The 20,201-nt window shown below is 66.1% G+C and carries 16 protein-coding genes; 8 read left to right on the forward strand and 8 right to left on the reverse strand.

Annotated elements, in window-relative coordinates; translation table 11 throughout:
• Positions 1-198 precede the first annotated feature (198 nt).
• The gene (locus CAPP_RS00250; protein WP_076598218.1) at positions 199-789 is read right to left on the reverse strand and encodes a TetR/AcrR family transcriptional regulator; all 591 of its coding nucleotides are present in this window, start codon (positions 787-789) and stop codon (positions 199-201) included.
• Between the two features lie 91 nt (positions 790-880).
• Here CAPP_RS00250 and CAPP_RS00255 point away from each other — a divergent pair, with 91 nt between their 5' ends.
• Positions 881-2,098, forward strand: coding sequence for an alpha-amylase family protein (locus tag CAPP_RS00255; RefSeq protein WP_076598217.1), 1,218 nt, complete (start codon positions 881-883; stop codon positions 2,096-2,098).
• A 299-nt stretch (positions 2,099-2,397) separates the two neighbouring features.
• Positions 2,398-3,474, forward strand: a complete 1,077-nt coding sequence (locus CAPP_RS00260; RefSeq protein ID WP_076598353.1) for an HNH endonuclease signature motif containing protein — start codon at positions 2,398-2,400, stop codon at positions 3,472-3,474.
• 169 nt (positions 3,475-3,643) lie between these two features.
• Here the strand turns inward: CAPP_RS00260 and CAPP_RS00265 are convergent, their stop codons facing one another.
• From CAPP_RS00265 to CAPP_RS00275, 3 genes are read right to left on the reverse strand one after another with little or no spacing between them, the layout of a single operon-like run.
• The gene (locus CAPP_RS00265) at positions 3,644-5,146 is read right to left on the reverse strand and encodes a succinic semialdehyde dehydrogenase (protein WP_076598216.1); all 1,503 of its coding nucleotides are present in this window, start codon (positions 5,144-5,146) and stop codon (positions 3,644-3,646) included.
• Between the two features lie 56 nt (positions 5,147-5,202).
• Positions 5,203-6,573, reverse strand: coding sequence for a M20/M25/M40 family metallo-hydrolase (locus tag CAPP_RS00270; protein WP_076598215.1), 1,371 nt, complete (start codon positions 6,571-6,573; stop codon positions 5,203-5,205).
• Positions 6,570-7,562, reverse strand: a complete 993-nt coding sequence (locus CAPP_RS00275; protein ID WP_076598214.1) for a hypothetical protein — start codon at positions 7,560-7,562, stop codon at positions 6,570-6,572. The genes CAPP_RS00270 and CAPP_RS00275 overlap by 4 nt, the downstream gene beginning before the upstream one ends.
• 50 nt (positions 7,563-7,612) lie before the next feature.
• Here CAPP_RS00275 and amn point away from each other — a divergent pair, with 50 nt between their 5' ends.
• From amn to CAPP_RS00290, 3 genes are read left to right on the forward strand one after another with little or no spacing between them, the layout of a single operon-like run.
• Entirely contained in the window at positions 7,613-8,995 is a 1,383-nt protein-coding gene (gene amn, locus CAPP_RS00280) for an AMP nucleosidase (protein ID WP_076598213.1), read from the forward strand.
• On the forward strand, positions 8,992-9,945 hold the full coding sequence (locus CAPP_RS00285) for a Sir2 family NAD-dependent protein deacetylase (protein WP_076598212.1): 954 nt from the start codon (positions 8,992-8,994) through the stop codon (positions 9,943-9,945). The genes amn and CAPP_RS00285 overlap by 4 nt, the downstream gene beginning before the upstream one ends.
• 47 nt (positions 9,946-9,992) lie before the next feature.
• Positions 9,993-11,258 (forward strand): glycosyltransferase 87 family protein, encoded by a 1,266-nt coding sequence (locus CAPP_RS00290; protein ID WP_076598211.1) that lies wholly within the window; start codon positions 9,993-9,995, stop codon positions 11,256-11,258.
• Positions 11,259-11,294: 36 nt separating this feature from the next.
• On the opposite strand, the gene CAPP_RS00295 is transcribed toward CAPP_RS00290, so the two are convergent.
• On the reverse strand, positions 11,295-12,374 hold the full coding sequence (locus CAPP_RS00295) for an ROK family transcriptional regulator (protein ID WP_076598210.1): 1,080 nt from the start codon (positions 12,372-12,374) through the stop codon (positions 11,295-11,297).
• 146 nt (positions 12,375-12,520) lie between these two features.
• Between CAPP_RS00295 and CAPP_RS00300 the strand changes: the two genes are divergently transcribed.
• Positions 12,521-14,173 carry a DUF885 domain-containing protein gene (locus CAPP_RS00300; protein ID WP_076598209.1) on the forward strand — a complete coding sequence of 551 codons (1,653 nt, stop codon included), beginning with the start codon at positions 12,521-12,523 and terminating at the stop codon, positions 14,171-14,173.
• Between the two features lie 17 nt (positions 14,174-14,190).
• Here the strand turns inward: CAPP_RS00300 and CAPP_RS00305 are convergent, their stop codons facing one another.
• A complete protein-coding gene (locus tag CAPP_RS00305; RefSeq protein ID WP_234958676.1) occupies positions 14,191-15,255 on the reverse strand; it encodes an AbrB family transcriptional regulator in 1,065 nt (354 codons plus the stop codon).
• A gap of 26 nt (positions 15,256-15,281) precedes the next feature.
• Here CAPP_RS00305 and CAPP_RS00310 point away from each other — a divergent pair, with 26 nt between their 5' ends.
• Complete coding sequence (locus tag CAPP_RS00310; RefSeq protein WP_076598207.1) at positions 15,282-16,031, forward strand: TSUP family transporter; 750 nt, start codon at positions 15,282-15,284, stop codon at positions 16,029-16,031.
• A 75-nt stretch (positions 16,032-16,106) separates the two neighbouring features.
• Positions 16,107-16,400 carry a hypothetical protein gene (locus CAPP_RS00315; protein ID WP_076598206.1) on the forward strand — a complete coding sequence of 98 codons (294 nt, stop codon included), beginning with the start codon at positions 16,107-16,109 and terminating at the stop codon, positions 16,398-16,400.
• 7 nt (positions 16,401-16,407) lie between these two features.
• Here CAPP_RS00315 and CAPP_RS00320 read toward each other — a convergent pair whose 3' ends face one another.
• A complete protein-coding gene (locus CAPP_RS00320) occupies positions 16,408-17,889 on the reverse strand; it encodes an amino acid permease (protein ID WP_076598205.1) in 1,482 nt (493 codons plus the stop codon).
• 47 nt (positions 17,890-17,936) lie between these two features.
• Positions 17,937-20,201 carry an ATP-dependent RNA helicase gene (locus CAPP_RS00325; protein WP_076598204.1) on the reverse strand — a complete coding sequence of 755 codons (2,265 nt, stop codon included), beginning with the start codon at positions 20,199-20,201 and terminating at the stop codon, positions 17,937-17,939.

Here is a 20,201-nt window from a genome sequence, read left to right on the forward strand (position 1 = left end):
GGACGACGACGCCCAGCGCGTTGTCCTGCACAGCGAACCCATGGGGGAGGACTTCATCTTCGACTTCGACGAGGAGGAGGACGGCAGCACCCGCGTGCGCCTCACGCACCGCGGTCTGCGCCCCAATTTCGAGGAGGCCGCCGAGCGCTGGCACGAGCGCATCCGGAACCGCCTCGAACCGCTGATCAACAAGGAGGACTAACCCCAGTCGCCGAGCGCGCCCTCCAGCGCCCCCAGCGCGGCCGCGGCGATCGGCTCCCTCGCCTCATTCGGGCAGCCCGCGTCCACCCAGTCCAAGCACACCGCCTCGACGAACCCCAGGAAGCCGGACACAGCGATCGGACGGTCCCCGACCACGCCAAGCAGCTTGTCGACGACCCCGTCCCTCCTCTCAATCCCCACGAACTGCGCCTCAGCCGGGGTGTCTCCCCGCGTGACCGCCGCCCACGACAGCGGGTCCGCCGCGATGTGGTCGAGGTAGCTCACAAGCAGCGCCCGCACCGTGTCCCGTCTCGGCGAATTCGGCGGCAACTGGGCCGCCGCCCTCCCCATCTCTTCGTCCAGACGGTCCAAACGGCGCTCCACCACCGCCGCGTAGATCTCCGCCTTCGACGGGAAGTGGTGGAACAAGAGCCCCTCGGAGACCCCGCATGCCTGCGCCACTGCGTGCGTGGAGACACCGTTGTATCCATGCTCCGCGAACATAGCGCCCGCGACATCCAGGATCTGCGCCCGCCGCTGCACGACCGGCAACCTGCGCCTGAGAGCCCGCGCTTCCTGTTCAACCATGGTCAGAACACTAACATCGGGTTGGTACCATCGAGACCATTATTGAGCTGCGCTCAGTACGCGCTCGGTACAGCTAGAGGCAGGAGGATTCATGCTCGACAGCACGACCGGAACGATCTGGTGGCACGTCTACCCCCTCGGCGCGACTGGGGCCCCGATCCGCGGACGCACCGGGGACGGCTCCGATGCCGCGCCCCGCCTGCGCCAGCTCGAGCCCTGGCTCGACTACCTCATCGAGCTCGGTTGCGACGGCCTGCTTCTCGGCCCCATTTTCGAATCCGTCGCCCACGGCTACGACACCCTTGACCACTACCGCATCGACGCACGCCTGGGCACCAACGAGGACTTCGACTGGCTCATGGGCGCCTGCCGGCAGCGCGGCATCAAAGTGATGCTCGACGGGGTGTTCAACCATGTGTCGGCGACGCACGCGGCCGTCGATAAGCAACTTGCTGGCAGCACGAACTGGGAAGGCCATGACGAGCTGGCTACATTGCACCACGACGATGAACGCGTGCGCGACATGGTCGCCGACATCATGAAGTTCTGGCTCGCGCGCGGTATCGCCGGCTGGCGCCTCGACGTCGCGTACTCGGTCCCGCCCGAATTCTGGTCCGACGTGCTCGGCCGTGTCCGCGCCGACTACCCCGACGCGCTCATCCTCGGCGAAGTCATCCACGGCGACTACGCCCAGATTGCGCACGACGGCACCCTCGACGCCGTCACCCAGTACGAGCTGTGGAAAGGAATCTGGAGCTCGCTTCACGACACCAATTTCTGGGAACTCGACCACGCCCTTGAGCGCCACCGCGACGTGTCCGCCCAGCTGCTCACCAACACATTCATCGGCAACCACGATGTCGACCGGATCGCCAGCAAAATCGGCCAGGACAAAGAAATCCTCGCGCTGGCCATCCTGCTGACCCTGCCCGGCATGCCCAGCATCTACTGCGGCGACGAACAAGGCTTCGAAGGCGTCCGCGGCGAAGGATTCAGCGCTGACGACGCCGTCCGCCCGCCGCTTCCCGCCACCCCCGGCGAGCTCTCCGACCTCGGTGCTTGGATCTTCCGCGAACACCAAGCGCTCATCGGCCTACGCCGCCGCAACCCGTGGCTCACCGGCGCCGACCTGGAAGTTCTCGACAAAACCAACGAGACCATCAGCTACCGCGTCTTCGCCGACAACGAGCAATTGCTTATCGACGCCTGGCTCACCCCCGCCCCCGGCATCCGCATCCGCTCCGCCGCTGATGCCGTCGACGGGGCAGCCGACACCTCCGCCGAGACCGTCTACGAATGGACCCCTTAAACCTCGCTTTCGCGACTTACGAAGCGCCCCGGCGCCTTCCACCCTCCGGGTATCCCTGCCCGGTGTATTGCTGCACAGTGCTCACAATCTTCCTTCAACGAATCCGACTGTAGGACTGCGTTCGAACACCACGATCAACCGATCCGGTGACCAACAGAAAATTTTCGCTTTTATGGAACCGCAGGTTGAACCACCTTTTTGCGCGCTAGCTCTGCGCTGAATTGTGGATAACTCGGGTTATCCACAGGCATTTTCGTCGCCTATGTCGTTTTTCCTTGACTCCGTTTAGCGTGTGGGGCATGAGCGATTTTGACGCGTTTCTTGGAACTCTTGGTAGCCCGATGGTTATCCTGGCTGGTTTCGACCGTCAGGCTGCTCGTGCTGCCGGCGTCAAGCCCACCACGTATGTCGAGTGGGAAAAGGCTTATGAGGTCTACTTCGGTGCGACCCGGTTTCGCCGCCAGCAAGCCAATGCCGTTCGTGTTGCTAGGCAGACGGGGAAGTCTCTGGATCAGATCCTGTTCATTGAGCAGCAAGTGCGTGCTGTGTCTTCCGACCGGGAGACATGGAAACTCCGCCTCGCCCTGCTATCCGTGCGGGGCGACTACAAGACGCTGCAGCGCCGCGCCAAAGACATCGTCCCCGACCCGGACGCCGATAAACCCGCCCCGGAGTCCACGGTCCGGTTTGGCCGGACGCGGAAAGGCAAACGCACGGTCATCGCCACCGGCGCCGAACGCGTTATCGCCGACCTGGAACACGCCCTGCGGGCAAAGCTCGACCCTGACCGCCCTGAGGGCCCGCAAATGTATGAGGCGTTCGCGGAGTTGCTGCGCGGCGGTGCCGGGGTTGCGGAGTCTGTGCCGCGGCCGTTGATCCAGGTCCCGCTTTCCGAGCACATCAGGATCCTGGCAGGCGAGGGGGATGAGACGATCCTGGGCCTGTCGGATGGCACCACGATGACTGGTGCGGAGTATCTGACTCACTATTACTCGAAGGATTTGGAGGTGGCGTTGTTCCACCCGCAGGCAGGTGCAGTGAACCTGTACCACGCGAAGCGGTTCGCCAACGCCAAGCAACGCGACCTGGCCCGTGCGACGTTGACGACGTGTCCGGTGCCGGATTGCCGGCACGCGGCGGATAATTGCGAGGTCCACCACATCACACCGTGGGCGCGTGGCGGGCCGACGAACATGGACAACCTGTCGGTGTTGTGCAGGTACCACAACCGCACCAACGACGACGACCCCCACAGACACCACCGGGGTCGAATACACATCCGCAACGGCACCCCGACATGGGTCTCCCCGCGCGGAACACCAGTACCGAACACCACCCACCAATACGGTGCCATGCACCTGTTATTCGGAAACTAGCTCGGAACCTGACTCACACCACCAGGCCGAGGGCGAAACAGCCCTGCGGCCATATCGGTGTGCCCAAAAAGAAACGACAAAACCGGGCCCCGAAACATCGGAACCCGGTTCGATCGGCGTGGGCTTTTAGTACATGCTCATGTAGCCCTATAGGCGCGCCTGATTGTGCTTAGCGCATGAGGTCGCGGCCGTACTTGAGGGCGAAGGTCAGAGCCTGCGCCCACCGCTCGGGAGCGATGCCGTCGGGGCCGGCGATGGGGACGATGCGCTGCTCGGCGACGGTGCGGGACTCGGTGTACTTGAGCAGTCCGCCGTCGCCGTGGCGCCGGCCGACGCCGGAGCGCTTCCAGCCGCCCATCGGAGCACCAACGGAGGACCAGCCCGCGCCGTAGCCTTCGTTGATGTTCACGGTGCCTGCCTGCAGCTGCGACGCGATCTTGTGGGCGGTGGACGGCTTGCCGAACACCGACGCATTCAGGCCGTAATCCGTGTCGTTGGCCTTGGCGATAGCTTCCTCGTGGGAGTCGACGACCTCGATGTAGACGACGGGGCCGAAGACCTCCTCGCGGTACAGCCGGGCATCTTCGGGCACGTTGAGCAGTACGGTCGGAGCGTAGAACGCGGGGCCGAGGTCGGTGAGACGCTTGCCGCCGGTGGCGACGGTCGCGCCCTTGCTCACCGCGTCTTCGACGAATTCGGCGACGGTGTCGGCCTGGTCTTCGTTGATGAGGGAGCCCATGTCGATGTCCCAATCGTGGCCGCCGCCAATGCGCATCTTTTCGACGCAGCGCACGAAAGCCGGAATGAACTCGTCGGCCACAGCGCGGTGGACGTACATGCGCTCGATGGAGATGCACAGCTGGCCGGTGTTGGAGAAGCAGGCGTGGCGGACGCCGCTGACGACCTTGTCCACGTCGGCATCGGCGGTGACGATCAGCGGGTTCTTTCCGCCGAGCTCGCCGGAGAAGCCGATGAGGCGCTCGCCGGCCTGGGAAGCGAGCTTCGCGCCGGTCTCGGAGGAGCCGGTGAACATGAGATAGTCGGCTTCCTGCACGAGCAGCTGCCCGACTTCGCGGCCGGAGCCGGGGACGACGTTCAGTACGTCCTTCGGCAGGCCGGCTTCGGCGAAGAGCTCGGCGGCGCGCAGCGCGGTCAGCGGGGTGGAGGAGTCGGGCTTGAGCACGACGGTGTTGCCGGCGAGGATAGCGGGGATCGCATCGGAAAGCGCGAGCACGAGCGGGTAATTCCACGGTGCGATGATGCCGACAACGCCGACAGGGGCGTGCTCGACGCGGGTCTTCGTCGCGATCGGCAGCGCGACCTTGGCGCGGTCGCTTCTCAGCAGCTTCCCGGCGCGGTACGCGTAGTGGCGGGCGGTCAGCGCGCTGTCGAGCACCTCTTCGAAGGCGGAGCGGCGGTTTTTGCCGTTCTCGTCCTGGATGAGGTCGAGCAGCTCCTTTTGGTGCTTCAGCACGAGGTCGTGGTAGCGCAGCATGATTTTTTTGCGCTCTTTGACCGGGGTGGCGGCCCATTCGGGCTGTTTGGCGCGGGCGCGCTCGATGTACTCGCGGGCGGTGTCCGCAGAGTGGTAGTTCGTGGTGCCGACGATGGTGCCGTCAGCAGGGTTTTTGATGGTCTTGGTCGAATTGTCCTGGTTAAGCAGCGTCGTCATAGTCCCCAAAGATAATGCACGGGCACCGCCCCGCACAGGTGCTTTGGCGAGAAAAATTAAACGCCCAGGAAGCGCCGCACGAGGCTGCGGTATGCGCGGGCGGTGAGCTCGACGTCTTCGACGTGGACGAATTCGTCGTGGGAGTGGAGTTGGTCGAGCACTTCGCCGAATCCGCGTCCGGCGGCGTGCAGCGCGAATCCGTAGCCGACCCCGCCCAGCCGTCGCCCGAAGCGCAGGTCGGAGCCGCCGGCAGCGATGGTGGGCACGATGTCGGCGTCGGGGAAAAATTCGCGGTAGGTGTCCACGATGGCGTCGTAAAGCGGGCCCGATGCGGGCGAGACGGTCGCTTCTTCGGTGATCAAATGCTCGACGTGGACGCGTTCGGCCAGGTCGCCCAGAGCTTCAAGCAGCAGCTTATCGACGTCCTCCTGCCCCTGCCCCGGCAGCGGCCTGATATCCAGCTCCACGTATGCCGTGGACGGGAGCACGTTGATCGCGCCGCCGGCGCGCAGGACAGTGGGGGAGACGGTGAGGTGGCTCATGGCGTGCGAGTAGCGGGCGAGCGGGCCGAATGCCTCGTAGTTCTCGCCGGCGATGAGCGCCGCCTCGGTCTCCGGGTCGAAGCGGAAGGAGCGGACGTAGCCCTGCCAGATATCGTCGGACACGACGTCCGGTTCAATCGCTGCGAGGCGCCGTGCGACTTCGCCGATGAGACCGACCGTGATTTCCCGGCCGTACGGCGCTGAGCCGTGACCCGCGTCCCCGTGAATGGTGATGCGTCGCTGAGCTGCGCCTTTCTCGCCGACGACGACCACGATCGCGTCGCCGCCGCCCGAACCTTGCACCGGGATATGCGACCCGCCCGTCTCCGAGAGGCAGTTGCGCCAGCTGAACGCCTCGGGCTCGTTCTTCGCGATCCAGCCCGCGCCCAGACCTCCGCGCGCCTCCTCGTCGGCGCAGGCGACGAAGGTAAGGGTGCCGCGCGGCGGGTTCCCGTCCTGCGCCGCGAGTGCGACGTCCCTGGTCACGGCGGCCATCGCCGCGGTGATGAACAGCATGTCGGTGGCGCCGCGGCCGTAGATGCGCGCGCCGTCCTCCGCTTCCACGACGTCGGCGCCGAAGGGGTCTTTAGTCCACTTCTCCTCGTCGACGGGCACGACGTCGGTGTGGCCCAGAAGCGTCAGCGGCTCGGCGTCCGGGTCGGTGCCCGGCACCGTGAACGCGACGGAGACGCGTCCCGGGTGCGGCTCGAAGCGGCGCACTTCAACACTGTCGCCGACGTCCGCGAAGAACTCCTCGAGGGTCTCCGCGTTGCGCACTTCGTCGCCGGAATCCGCGGTCAAGTCGTTGACGCAGGCGTTGCGGATGAGCTGCTGCAGCAGCTTGATCGTCGTCTGTTCCAGGGTGCGCTCGGGCGTTTGGGTCACTGGTTCTCCTCGTTTTCCTCGTCCTTGACCATCGGCATGTCGTGCATGTCCTCGCCGATCTTCGGTTCGCTGGCGCTCTCGGAATCCTCGGTGTCCGGTTGGCCAACTTGGCCAGCGTGGTCGGCCTGGTCGGCTTGCTCAGCCTGCTCCGCCTTCAATTGCAGCTCAGCGGATGACTCCGCAAGCAGCGCGGCAATTTGGTCGAGGGCGTCCTGGCAGTCCTGCTCGGAGCCGTCGAGGGAGCGGGCAGCGATGGCGACGCCGTAGTCGGTATCGCCGGCGGTGAAGAAGCCGAGCTGTCGGACATGGAAAGAACCGTCGTCGGCGTCGGACCAGCCGCCCTTGAACGGCAGGTCGTCAATGGTGCCCAGGCCGTAGCTGTGCTCGGCGTCGATCTTGTGCATCTCCTGGATGACGGGGTTGTCGGCGGGCACGGACGCCAAGTGCTGGGCGTAGCGGGCTTGGGCGGGGATGGGCCAGTTGGTCATGCCGAAGGCGGGCTCGACATGGACAGACACGCCTGCCTTGGCGATCTCGTCGCCGACGAGCTGGCTAGCTTCCGCGTCGGAGCCGAGGCAGCGCCAGAGGTAGTAAGCGGCGTCGTTGTCCGACCACTCGATGGCTGCGGTGGTCTGCTCGACGACGAAGTCCTTGTCGTCGCAGTGCTCCCAGGCAGTCAGGGCGATGGGGACCTTGATGGTGGACCAGGCAGGCAGGACGCCGCCAGAGCCGGAGTTGGTGGGGGGAGTGGAGCCGTCGAAAAGCGAGAAGCTTGCTTGCGTGTTGGTGGCGGCCTCAATCTCGGCGATCTTTCCGTCGAGCCCCTCGAAGTGCGGTGCGGCGGACTCGGGCGCTTCGCTGTCGGCGGGGGCGGAGGGCGGAGCCGGATCGGCGGGCTCGGGCGCAGGCCCGGAACACGAGGAAAGAGCCAGGGGAAACAGCGCGAGCAGAGCCGCTAGACGACGCTTCCCGGATGCGGTGTTGATCACAGCATTGCACTTTAGCTCGTCGGTTTCTGTGTTTCAGTAGGGTTGGGCGCATGGGAGCGTTAGAGCTTGTGGGAAGCGTTGACGGGGCCGTCGATAAGCTGATCGAGCTATACACTGCTGCCTGCGATGTCGCGCGCGACGGCGGGGACTACGCGCAGGTGTTGTACCCCAAAATCGCGGTGGACATCAAGGAATGGAAGCCGATCGACCGCTCCCAGCCCTTCGGCTACGTCGACGAGGCCGGGGTGTATTCGGCGGCGGTGTCGCGCCCGGACCTCATGTCGGACTACCTGCGCCACCAGTTGCGCTGCCTGACGGACAACTACGACGCGGAAATCTCCGTCGGCTACTCCGACATCGGGATCGCGCCAGAGTACATCCGCGGCGCACAGCGCAGGCCGGACGCGAAAACTCCGCGCCCCACGCTCGACGACGTGCACGACGCGATTATCGACGGCGACTGGGACGCCTTTCACGGTCCCGAGAAGCCGCTGTTCCACTTCGGGCCGCAACGTTTCGACATCGCCTGCGCGCGCATCGAGCACTACACCGGCATCGAGGTCGACTCGGTCCAGAAATTCATCCTGTTCACGAACTACGAGATGCACACGCGCGAATTCGTGAAATTCGGGCTGAGCCAGCTTGCCGACGACGCCACGCGCTACAACGCGCTAATCCTCCCCAACGGGACCCGCATCGAGCGCGGCGACGTGGACGACATCGACGCGCTGGCGATGAACCTCGCCTCGAAGTACCAGATGCCGCGCTTCGATCTCGTAGCCGACGGCAACAACGGCGTGACCATGATCAACATCGGCGTCGGCCCGTCGAACGCGAAGACGATCACGGACTGTCTGGCTGTCCTGCGCCCCGAATGCTGGATCATGATCGGCCACTGCGCCGGCCTGGACGCCCGCATGCGCATCGGCGACCTCATCCTGGGCAACGCGTACGAGCGCCGCGACCACGTCCTGCACAGCCACATCGACCCCGAAACGCCCATTCCCGCCGTGCCGGAAATCCAGCGGACGCTGGAGAAATCCGTGAAGAAGATCTACGGCGAGGAAGAGCAGTCGCTCATGCGCACCGGTACGGTGCTGTCCACCGACGACCGTAACTGGGAGTGGCAGGCCCCGCGCGATCTGTGGGAATGGCTGCGGAATTCGACGGCGGCGGCGGTGGACATGGAGTCCTGCACCATCGCCGCGAACGGCTACCGCTACCGAGTGCCTTACGGCACTCTGCTTGCCGTGTCCGACCTGCCGCTGCACGCCGTGCCGAAGCTGCCGGCCGCCGCGCAGGCCTTCTACTCCAACTCGAAGGAAGCCCACGTCATGTGTGCGGTGCGTGCCGTGGAGCGCCTGGCCAAGAACCCGGAGCGACTGCGCACCCGCAAGCTGCGTCACGCGCTGGGCGAGGTTCCGTTCCGGTGACATCCAGCTTCCCCGAGCCAGAATTCACCGACCCGGCGGTCGAGCTCGCCCACCGCAGCGCGATCCGCTCCATCGAGCGCGTGGTGCACGAGACCGCGACGCCGACGCCGCCAGACCAGGCGCTCGACTACGTCGCAGACCTGTTGCGGAACGGTCCGGCGCTCATCGTCACGGGTGCAGGGGTGTCAACAGCTTCAGGCATCCCGGACTACCGCTCGCCGGGCGGCCGCTTGTCCAAGGGCCGCCCGATGACGTACCAGGAGTTCGCGCACTCGCGTGCTGCGGTCCGCCGCTACTGGGCGCGCGCGTACGTGGGCATCCGGCAGATGCGCGCCACGTCGCCGAACCGCACGCATTTCGCGCTCGTGGAGCTGGAGCGAGCCGGGCTGATCAGCGGAATCATCACCCAAAACGTTGACGGGCTCCACGCGGAAGCCGGCTCCCGCAACGTCATCGCCCTCCATGGGGACATGGAGCACGTCGTGTGCCTCGATTGCGGTTTCAAGGAAGCACGCTCGCTTTTCGACGCCCGCCTCGAGCAGGCCAACCCCGGCTACCTGCAATCAGTCCTGGTGGACGAGTCTATGATCAACCCCGACGGCGACGTCGAACTGCCGGAGCAGGCTGTCCAGTCCTTCACCATGGTCGACTGCACGCAGTGCGGGGGCTGGCGCATGAAGCCGGACGTGGTCTATTTCGGGGAGAACGTGCCGGGGGAGCGTCGAAAAGCGGCCGCTGAGTGGCTGGATGCCTCGACGTCCCTGATCGCGGTGGGCACTTCGCTGGCTGTGATGAGCGGATACCGCCTGGTCCTCGACGCGCGCGGCGCAGGCAAACCCGTCGCCGTGATCAACGGCGGGCCCGGGCGCGCCGACACGAAAGCCGCGGCCGTGTGGCGCACCGACGTCGGCGACGCCCTCGACGCGATTTTGGATGCCCTCGACATCTAGCGCGCCGACCGCACACAACGGGCCTTGAGCGGGGTAGCGTTCAATGCGTGAAACAGCTGGCAGGACGTACGACCGTAATCGCAAGCCTAAGTGTGCTTGTGGTGCTCATCGCGCTGCGCTACGCGGCCAACTACGAGTCCCTGAACAGCGTGTTCAAGACTGATGTGCCGCTCGACCTGTGGATCTACATGCGCGGCGGCGAGCGCGTCACCGACGGGGTGAACCTCTACGAAGGCGCCATCTACAACGACCTGCCGTTCACGTACCCGCCGTTCGCGGGCATGATCTTCGCGTGGGTGAGCATGCTTGACGACGCCTCCGTCACCGCCATCTGGCACACCACCACCATTGCGTGTGTCATGGTCGTCGTCTGGCTGTGCCTGCGGCGGATGAAAGTCGACGTGAACCCGATGTCCTTCCTGCTGATCATCCCGCTGCTCGCCGCGTTCTTCCTGCTCGGCACCGAGCCCCTTCACGCCACGATGTTCTGGGGGCAGATCAACGTGGTGCTCATGCTGCTCGTGTGCCTCGACTTCCTGCCGCTGAAATACCGGCTGCCCGGCATCGGCGTCGGATTGGCCGCCGGGTTGAAACTGACGCCCGCGTTCTTCGGCATCCTGTTCCTCATCCAGCGCCGCTGGTGGGCCGCTGCCGGCAGCTTCCTGACGTTCCTGGTCACCGTCGGTCTCGGATTCCTGGCGGTCCCCGATGCGAAGGCTTTCTGGTCCGACGCCATTTTCAACTCCGGCCGCGTCGGCGACCACACCAACCCCGGCGCCCAGTCCTTGAAATCCGTGCTGGTGCGCAACCTCGGTGTTGAATCCGCCGACATGTGGATGCTCGCCGTGATCGCCGCCGTCGCCGTCGTCGCGTACGCCGCCTGGCTGGCCGTCAAGCTCGACTGCATTCCGGCCGCCGTCGGCATCACCGGCTTCGGAGCGTGCCTCGTTTCCCCATTCACCTGGTACCACCACTGGGTGTGGATCATCCCCGTCGCCGTGACCGTCTTCGTCGCCGCGAACCAGGCTGCAGCCCATTTTGCCTGTGGAAACGCCGCGCGATGGCAGTTCGCTGGGCTGCTGTCCGTCGGCGCGCTCGTCTTGGTGTCGGCGCCGTTCGTGGGCATCAGCGTCGCCGCTAACCTGTTGATGGAATGGAACCCCGACCGGGGCTTCTCCTGGATGTACGTGCCGGGTGCGCTGGTGTTCCTCGCGGTCTTCCTCATCTACGCCCTGGTGGAACGACGCCGTATCGCGCTCGCGCGAGACCGCAGGTGGCTAGAGCTGCAGCGCGCTGAACTCGGTGTGGGGTAGCGCGCGGAGATGCCGGGCGGTGCGCCCGGGCAAGAGCTAGGGTAGCTGGACGGCCAGAGGCTCACGCAGCACGAGGTCGAGAGCGACCGCGCGGGCGATGTCGCGCACCATCTCGCGGTGGGTGGGGATCATGCGGAGGCGGGCGTCGGCACCATTGGGGAGCGTCTGGCGGACGGTGCGGGCGAAAATGGCGGGGGCCTTGGAGTCGTCGATGAAGGCGGAGCCGGCGACGACGAGCGTGGAGGCGCCGTTTGCGGCCATCAACCGCGCGGCGACAGTGCCGAGGTTCGCGGCGCGGCGGTCCAGGGCAGTACGGATGGGGGGTTGGGTGTGGGAGAGGGAGACGGCGTCGTTAAGCGATTGCCCGTGTTTGCCGATGCTTGCGAGCAGACCGTGCGTTGTGAGGTCCTCGCGGTCGACGGCGATGGGCACGACGCGTTTGTCTTCCGTGACGGCGGCGCCGATGGAGTCGTCGGCGAAGATCGCCATGATGGGTGCGTCGCCGATAATCTCGCCGGACTGGATTTCGGAGCCGATGATCGCGGCGACCGCGGACGAGACGGTGACGGGCACCGCGAATTGCTCGCTGAGCTGAGCGCCGATATTGACGTCGTGCCACCCGAGGTTCGGCGCGCTGACGACGCCGTCCGGGCTGACCGCGCCGGACGTGGTCACGCCGACGGTCGCGAGCGGGCGGTCGAGGTCGGCCATGAGGCGGTTGAGTCCCGCCATGATGTGCTGGATGAAGTCGTCCTGGCTGAGATTCGCGACGGGCAGGTCGACGTCGGCGTCGCGGATCGTGCGGCCTTTAATGTCGAAGAGCGCGATGTACGTCGCGGTGGTGCCCACGGAGATGCCGGCGAAGACGGGCTCGAGTTCGGCGAGCTCGAGCGGGATGATGGGGCGGCCGCGGCCCTGCGATTTCGACAGGTCCATGCGTTCGTTGACGAAGCCGGCGGACATGAGCGCGGCGATAGCGCGCGTCACGGTGGGCTGCGAGAGACCGGTTGCCGCGACGAGCTCGCTGCGCGAGGTCACGGAGTTCAACCTCACCAAGTGCAAGCACTTCGCGGCAGGGTTCTGGGGGCGTGAGAACGCAGACCACGAGGATTTCATGCATCCTATCTTAGAACGCGACTAGACCATGTTGTCCATTCGGGGCCTGATTCACTGAACCAAGCGGACTATTTCGCGTCTCTGGGCCGGGTCCCGGCTGCTTCCCGAATGCAGAAACCGCCCCGACACGGTTAGACTCTGCACTCATGAGTGAACGCGCCCCATCGCTCCTAGACGCGACGTGCGAGGATTTCGTGTACGATCTCGCCGAGCTCTCGCCGACGCTCGCGACGGAGCTCGGCATTGCCGGCCACGACGACCAGCTGCAGGACTTCAGCCCGCAGCACTGGAACGACATCGCGGACCGCATCCGCGACCTCATCGCGGACGTCGACGCGCTTCACGACGGCACCGACGCCTCCGACGACGACGACGATTTCGACGAGGTCGATTACGTCACCGGCGCGATCCTGCGTGACCGCATGCTGGTGGAGCTGGAGCTGCACCACCGCGGCGAGAATCTGCGCATGCTCAACAACGTCACGTCGCCGGTGCAGATCATCCGCAACGCTTTGCGGGTCATGCCGAAGGAGACGGCGGAGGACCTGGACAATCTAGCGGAGCGCATGCTGCATGTGCGGCGGTCGCTGGCGGGCTACCGTGAGTCGTTGGCGGAGGCGGCGGGGCAGGGCGATGTGGCCTCGCAACGCCAGATCGATGCTGTGATCAGCCAGTGCGAGGCGCTCGCGGAAGACGGCTCGTTGCTTGAGTCGATGGGGCTGGCGATTGATTCGGAGCCGGTGTCGCAGGCGAAGAATGCGTTCGCCGAGATGGCGGATTGGCTTTCGACTGAGCTCGCGCCGCTGGCCTCCCACGAGGATTCGGTGGGGCGCGACCGCTACGAGCTCTTCTCCCAGTTCTTCCTGGGCCGCGAGATCGACCTCGATGAGGCGTATGCGTGGTCGCTGGATGCGCTGGCACAGATCGTCGAGAGGCAGCAGAAGGTCGCGCACGAGCTGTTCAGCGAGGAATGCACAGCGCGCGGCGCTTATCGACGGCTCGATGAAGACCCCCACTACACCCTCACCGACAACGACGTCCTGGTGGAGTGGATGCAGAAAGTCTCCGACCAGATGATCGAACGCCTCGACGGCGAAATGTTCACGCTGCCGGAAGAGGTCAAGCACCTGGACTGCCGCGTCGACGCCGCTGGCACCGGCGGAATGATGTACACTGCCCCGTCCGAGGACCTCGCGCGCCCCGGCATCCTGTGGTGGTCGGTCCCGCAAGGCCAGGACGGCTTTCACGCGTGGCACGAGCTTGCCCGCATCTGCCATGAGGGCGTGCCCGGTCACCACGTGCAGCAGAGCATCGCGATGGCGCAGCGCTCCACACTGAACCTGTGGCGCCGCACCCTGAACTGGAATGCCGCCCACGGCGAAGGCTGGGCCGTCTACGCCGAGACCCTCATGGAAGACTTGGGCTATTTCGACGACCCCGGCTACCGCATGGGCCTGCTCGACTCGCTGCGGATGCGTCTCGCGCGCGTTGCCGTCGACATCGGCGTCCACCTGGGCAAGAAGACTCCCGACGGCACCGGCCACTGGGACGCCTCCTACGCCAAGGCCTTCCTGCGCGACAACACGGCTATGAACGAGCAGAACCTGAGCTTCGAGCTCGACCGCTACATGGGCTGGCCGGGTCAGGCGACTTCGTACGCCCTCGGTTACCGCGACTGGATGGACCTGCGCGAAAAGGCGCGCGAGCAGGGCATGACTCTGCGCGAATTCCACGACAAGGCGCTGCGCCTGGGCTCCATGCCGATGGACATGCTCGCGCGCGAGGTGCTCTGCCGTTAGGGAATAGACGCTAAGCCCTAGCGCTTCCCGCGCCTGTCGATCGCCCGCAGAATCTTCGGTAGCGACCCCGCGAACAGCAGGATGCAGATCAGGCGGATCAGCTGAAGCGCCACGACGGCCGGCCCGCCGCCACCTTCGGAGGACAGCGCCAGCACGGTCTCGATCGCGCCGGGGCTGGTGGCCAGGTAGCCCTCGAAGAACGTGATGTCCAGCCACACCGACACGACGGCGCCCATCGCGGCGCACGACACCATGACCACCACGATGAACGTGATGGTGGCGGGCAGCAGTGTGGCGAACCGTTTCAGCGCCGGCACGCTCAGTCCGCCGCCGCAGACCCAGCCGATGGACATGAACGCCGTGACGGCGAGCGGCTCCGGCGGGGCGATGGGCACGGGAAGCAGCGTCGCAATCACGGCGGTGAGGATCAGCGGCCCGAACACCGCCGGTGCCGGAAGGTGGACCTTGCGGGCGATGGGCTCGCCGATCAACGCGATGGCGATGACGAGCAGCCACATCCACCAAGTCACCTCCAGCCCGGCGGAGTGGTTCTCGCCGGGGTGGGTGAGAAACGACGCAACGAGGGGCAGGGTCATTGAGACAGCGAGCAACCGCAGGTACTGGGTGAGGGCGACGTAGCGCATGTCGGCGCCGAGTTCGTCGGCAAGCGTCATCATGATGGACGCGCCGCCCGACAGCATGGACAGGACGCCGGTCTCGCGGCTGACGGTGAGCTCGTCGCCGTGGCTTTTGCGCGCGGAGTATTGCGCAAGCGTGAGCCCGCCGACGAAGCCGATGCCGATGATCACGGCCGCTGAGACGAGCCCGGGTAGCAGGTAGTGCAGCAGTTCCGCGGGCGGGACCCCGGCGAGCGGCAGGGCGGCGAGCACGCCGATGATGCCGCGGCAGAAATTGTAGAACTTCGCGTTGACCTTTAGCTCGCGGCCTGTTCCCAGCGCTGAGATGCCGGACACCACGATCGCGCCGAGGATCCAGGCGGCGGGCACGTGGAGCCGGGCGAGCACGAATCCGAGGAGCACCGAGAGCGGTGCGACAATCATCCATCGGTTGCGTTGTTCCACGGTTGGTCATAGTAGCGTGGGGGTTCATGTTCGCTTTGTTGGTCGCCGCTGCAGCTCTCGCGGGCTGGGTCGATGCGGTGATCGGGGGCGGCGGGCTCGTCCTCATTCCGGTGCTGATGGCAGGCACGTCGATGCCGCCGGCGGCGATCTTGGCGACGAATAAAGTGGCGGCGGTCTTCGGCACGGCGTCCGCGGCCGTCACGCTCGTCCGCCGCGTGGGCGTGCCCCGCCAGACGTGGGGTTACGCGCTCATCGCCGGGGCACTGTCAGCAGTGGGTGCGCTTCTCGCGTCGCTTATCGACGCCTCCCTTCTCCGCCCCCTCATCCTCGTCCTCCTCATCGCCGTGGGCGTGTTCGTGGCGCTGAAACCGGAATTCGGCACGAGGCAGTCGCTGGAGGATCAACCGGTGCTCACCCCGCGCCGGGTTCTCGCCGCCGCTGGTTTGGTTGCCGTGATCGGGTTTTACGACGGAACCTTCGGCCCCGGCACCGGCATGTTCCTCATCATGGGATTCACGGCGCTGTTCGCCCAGAACTTCCTGCGCTCCGCCGCGATGGCCAAAGTGATCAACACCGCGACGAATCTCGGTGCACTGGCGGTGTTCATCGCAGGCGGGTTCGTCGACTGGCCGTTGGCTATCGCACTCGCCGTGGCCAATATCGTCGGCGCACAGATCGGAGCCCGCACAGTGCTGGGCGGCGGTGCGAAACTGGTGCGGTACGCCCTGCTCACGCTTGTGGTCGTGCTGTCGACGTATCTGGCGTTCCAGCTCTAGAGCCAGCGCAGCTCTCGGCGGAACCTACAGACAACCACAGAGATTCCTCAGCCGGCAGGGTTAGAGTCTCCGTTCATGATCACAACTAAAACGGCCATGGCGGTGACGGTGGCAGCTGCGGAGGATGGCGCGGCCGTCGATACGCAAAAGGCCGAGGAAATCGTGGATGCTGCCGTGAAATTCGTGGGCGGCACCACCATCGAGCAGCTGCATATTGTCGCTGACTCGGAGGCGCTGCCCGCGCTCGCTGTCGCCCTTGCAACGAGGGAAAATCTTCCGGAAAACCTCACGTTGGTGGAGGCGGGCCACGAGCTCGACAACGAATTCGTGGTGGTCTCCGCCGACTTCATCCTGGCGATGGCCGGCTAAGAGCGGCTTACTCGAGGACCAGCGACCCGTTAGCCAGGCCGACGACTGCGGCGATAGCCCCGACGATGACGAGGCCGACGATGACCCACTCAAAGGTGTTGAAGACTTTCTCCTTGTTGGCGATGCGCGTCCACAAATACGGGATGAGACCCGGAAGGACGGCGAGAGCGCCGAAGAGCACGTAGACGGGGTCGGCGGCGTAGATCAGCCACATCGAGTAGATGAAGCCGACGATGCCGATGGCCAGGTGGCGGCGGTTGTCGGAGGAGGAGATGGCGGGGCCGGAGTCGTCGAAAAGCTCGCCCGCGTGCGGGTGCGTCAGGCCCTTGCCGCGGACGGCGAGGAGCACGAGGTAGAGCGCCGAGAAGATGTACGGCAGCAGGTACATGATGGTCGCGAGCTGGACCATCGCGTTGTACGACGTCTCATTGGCGAAGAAGAGGATGACGAAGAACTGCACCACGCTGGTGGAGACGAGCTGCGCCATCCACGGTGCGCCCGCCTCGTTCTTCGCGGCGAGGCGCTTGGGCAGCAGGCCGTCGGCGGCCATCATGACGATCGGTTCCGCGCAGAGCATCTGCCAGGAAATGTAGGCGCCCAGAACCGACAGACACAGGCCGATGGAGATCAGTGCGCCGCCCCACGGGCCGACCGCGGCTTCGAGGACCGCGCCCATGGAGTTGTCCGGCAGCGCCGCGAGCTCCTCGCGGGTGAGCACGCCGTACGACAGCGTGGACACGGCGACGAGCAGGCCCAGCACCGACAAAAAGCCGATCACCGTCGCACGCCCGACGTCCTGGCGGGACCGCGCCTGCTTGGAGTACACCGACGCGCCCTCAATGCCGATGAACACCCAGACGGTGAAAAGCATGATGCCCTGGATCTGGTCCGACAGGGAGATGCCGGAGTTCTCGCCCCAGAAATCCAGCGTGAACTTGTCCCAGCTGAACCCGATGAAGGCTATGAGCACGATGAACGCCAGAATCGGGACCAGCTTCGCGATGGTGGTGACCAGGTTCATCAGCGCCGCTTGCTTCACGCCGCGGGTCAGTGCGAAGAAGATGCCCCAGGTGAGCACAGAGACAGTCAGCGCCATGACCCACGGGTTGTCCTGGTCGAAGAACGGCAGGTAGTGGCCGAGGGTGCCGAAGAACAGCGTCGCGTACCCCACCTGCGCCATCACCGAGCCGAGCCAGTAGCCCCAGCCGGAGGTGAACCCGATGAAGTCACCCAGCCCCGCGCGCACGTAGGAGTACACGCCGGAATCCAGGTGCGGCTTACGCCGCGCGAGGATCTGGAAGACGAATGCGATGGAGAGCATGCCCACGCCCGCGATCGCCCAGCCGATCAGCATCGCGCCCGGGCTGGCCACCGAAGCGATGTTCTGCGGCAGGGCGAAGATGCCAGATCCGACGGTGGAGCCGATGATCAAGGACACCAGGGTCCAGATGGTCACCGAATGGGCGCGCTGACTGTGGGCTGTGCTCATACAGGATTAACTTACTGGGAGATTCCCAGCTTTAGCGAATGATGGGGTCACATCCGGTTCTTGGTCCTCGCGGTCGCTTGCGCGCTCCAAGGGTCTTCGGGCCAGGGATGCTTGGGGTAGCGGCCGCGCATCTCTTTGCGGACTTGGATGTAGGGGCCGTCCCAGAAGCTGGTCAGGTCGTCGGTGACGGCGAGTTCGCGGCCGGCGGGCGACAACAGGTGGAACAGTACCCGCACGCCGCTGACCTCGGGGGAGGCGGACAGGCCGAAGCATTCCTGCAGCTTGACGCGCACGACGGGGCGCTCGGTCGAATAATCCACGCGCGGGTGCGAGCCGCTGGGCACGCTCAGCCGCTCGGGCGCGAGCGCATCCATGTCGGCGGCTTCGGGCCACGGCAGTTGCCGCATGAACGCGGCGTGCATGTCGAGTGCGCTTATCGACGCCCCTTCTGCCAGCTTCCCCACCTCCGGCGAATAGTCACCGGCGGTCACGTCGGGCCATGGTTCGCCGTGGCGTTCGCGCAGGAAATCCAGCCTGTCTTTGAGGCGCTGAGCTTTCTCGTCCAGCTGGAAGTCATCGAAGGAGATCCCGATCCCGGCGAGGGCTTCCTGCGCCTCGGCACGGGAGAGGGTGATCGGGGTGGAGGTCAGCTCGATGGCGCCGAGGGTGGTGGTGCGGCGGGGGCGGAGGCGGCCGTCGATAAGCGATGCTGTGGTTGTCTCGGTGACGCGGTGCTCGGGCAGCTCGGTGGCGGCGGCCGCACGAATGACGGCGCCTTTGGCGGTGAGCTGGATTTCGGCGGCGGCGATCCAGTCGGCGGGCGGGATGGTGGCATCCAGCTTGGCGCGCGTGCCGCTGGCCAGCAGGTATTCGCGGTCGCCGAGGTGTTTGCCCACCCACTCCGGGTACGCGGCGGCGACCACGTCGCCCGCTGGGACGTCGCCGGTGCGTGGAACCATGCGCGCGAAGCGTTCGATCTGCTTCCGCGGCGGCTGCGCGCGGGCGAGATCCCCGCTGATACCTTCCGCGAGCGCCGCGACCGTGCGCGCGGCGCCGGACCCGTGCTCGAGCAGCGCGGTGCCCAGGCGCGGGTCGAGCGGCATCGCGGCGAGCTTCTCACCGAGCGCTGTAGTTCCGCTGTCGTCGAGGGCGCCGAGTTCGCGGAGTGTGCGCTGGGCGTCGGCGAGCGCGTTCGCGGGCGGACGGGTGAGAAGCGGCAGGTCGGGCGAGCCCCACGCGGCGAGCGTCAGCGCGGCCGAGGTCAGGTCCGCGGTGGTGATCTCCGGGGCGATATCGGCGCTGAAGTGCTGGTAGTCCGACTGCGAATAGGCGCGCAGAACCTCGCCCGGGCCGAGACGTCCCGCACGTCCCGCTCGCTGGTCCGCGCTCGTCTTCGCACTCGAGACAGTGACTAGGCCCGTCATTGCGCGGGCGGCGTCGCGGCGCGGCAAGCGGGAGAGCCCGGCATCGACGACGCGGTTGACGCCCGGCACCGTGATCGAGCTTTCCGCGATCGAGGTAGCCACGACGACCTGCACGTTCCCGTTCAGCGCCTCGTCCTGCTCCTTGTTGGTCAACCGGCCGTGGAGCGGCGCGGCACTCGGCAGCTGCGCGCATACCGCGTCGACTTCGCGCGCACCGGGCACGAAGACGAGGGTGCGGCCGTCCCTGTCGCCGTCGTGCGGGCTCCCCGCGAGCTTCGCGACGTGGGAGTAGAACTCCCGCGACCCCTCCGCGCGGCCGGGGTGCGGATGGTAGCTGACATCGAGCGGGTGGGTGACGGCCTCGGTGGAGAGGATCTGTGCGCCCATGTGCTCGGCCAGCGCCTTCGCGTCGAGGGTCGCCGACATGACGGCCAAGTAGAGGTCGTCGCGCAGGAACGCGACCTCCATCGCCATGGCCAGCACCAGGTCGGTGTCGAGCTGACGTTCGTGGACCTCGTCGATGACCACCGCGCCGACACCGGTCAGCTCCGGGTCTTTGAGTAGGCGGTTCAGGAGGACACCAGGGGTGACAAACTGCACCGCGGAGCCTTGTTTATGCTCGCCGCGGATGGAGTAGCCGACACGGTCGCCTAAGGGCGTGCCGTCAAGAAACGCGAGCCTGCGGGCGGCGGCACGTACCGCCACGCGCCTGGGTGCGGTGACGAGTGTGACGCCGCTGTCGGTGGTGAGGTTGCTGATCGCGGGCGGCAGCAGCGTCGTCTTGCCTGTGCCCGGCGGCGCTTCCACCACGAGCGGGCCACGCGGTGGGAGGTCCCCGATGAGGTCTGCTACTGGCAGCCCTGCGCCGATGGTGGATAGGTCGAACAT

This window comes from Corynebacterium appendicis CIP 107643, assembly GCF_030408415.1.
GTDB classification, from domain to species: domain Bacteria; phylum Actinomycetota; class Actinomycetes; order Mycobacteriales; family Mycobacteriaceae; genus Corynebacterium; species Corynebacterium appendicis.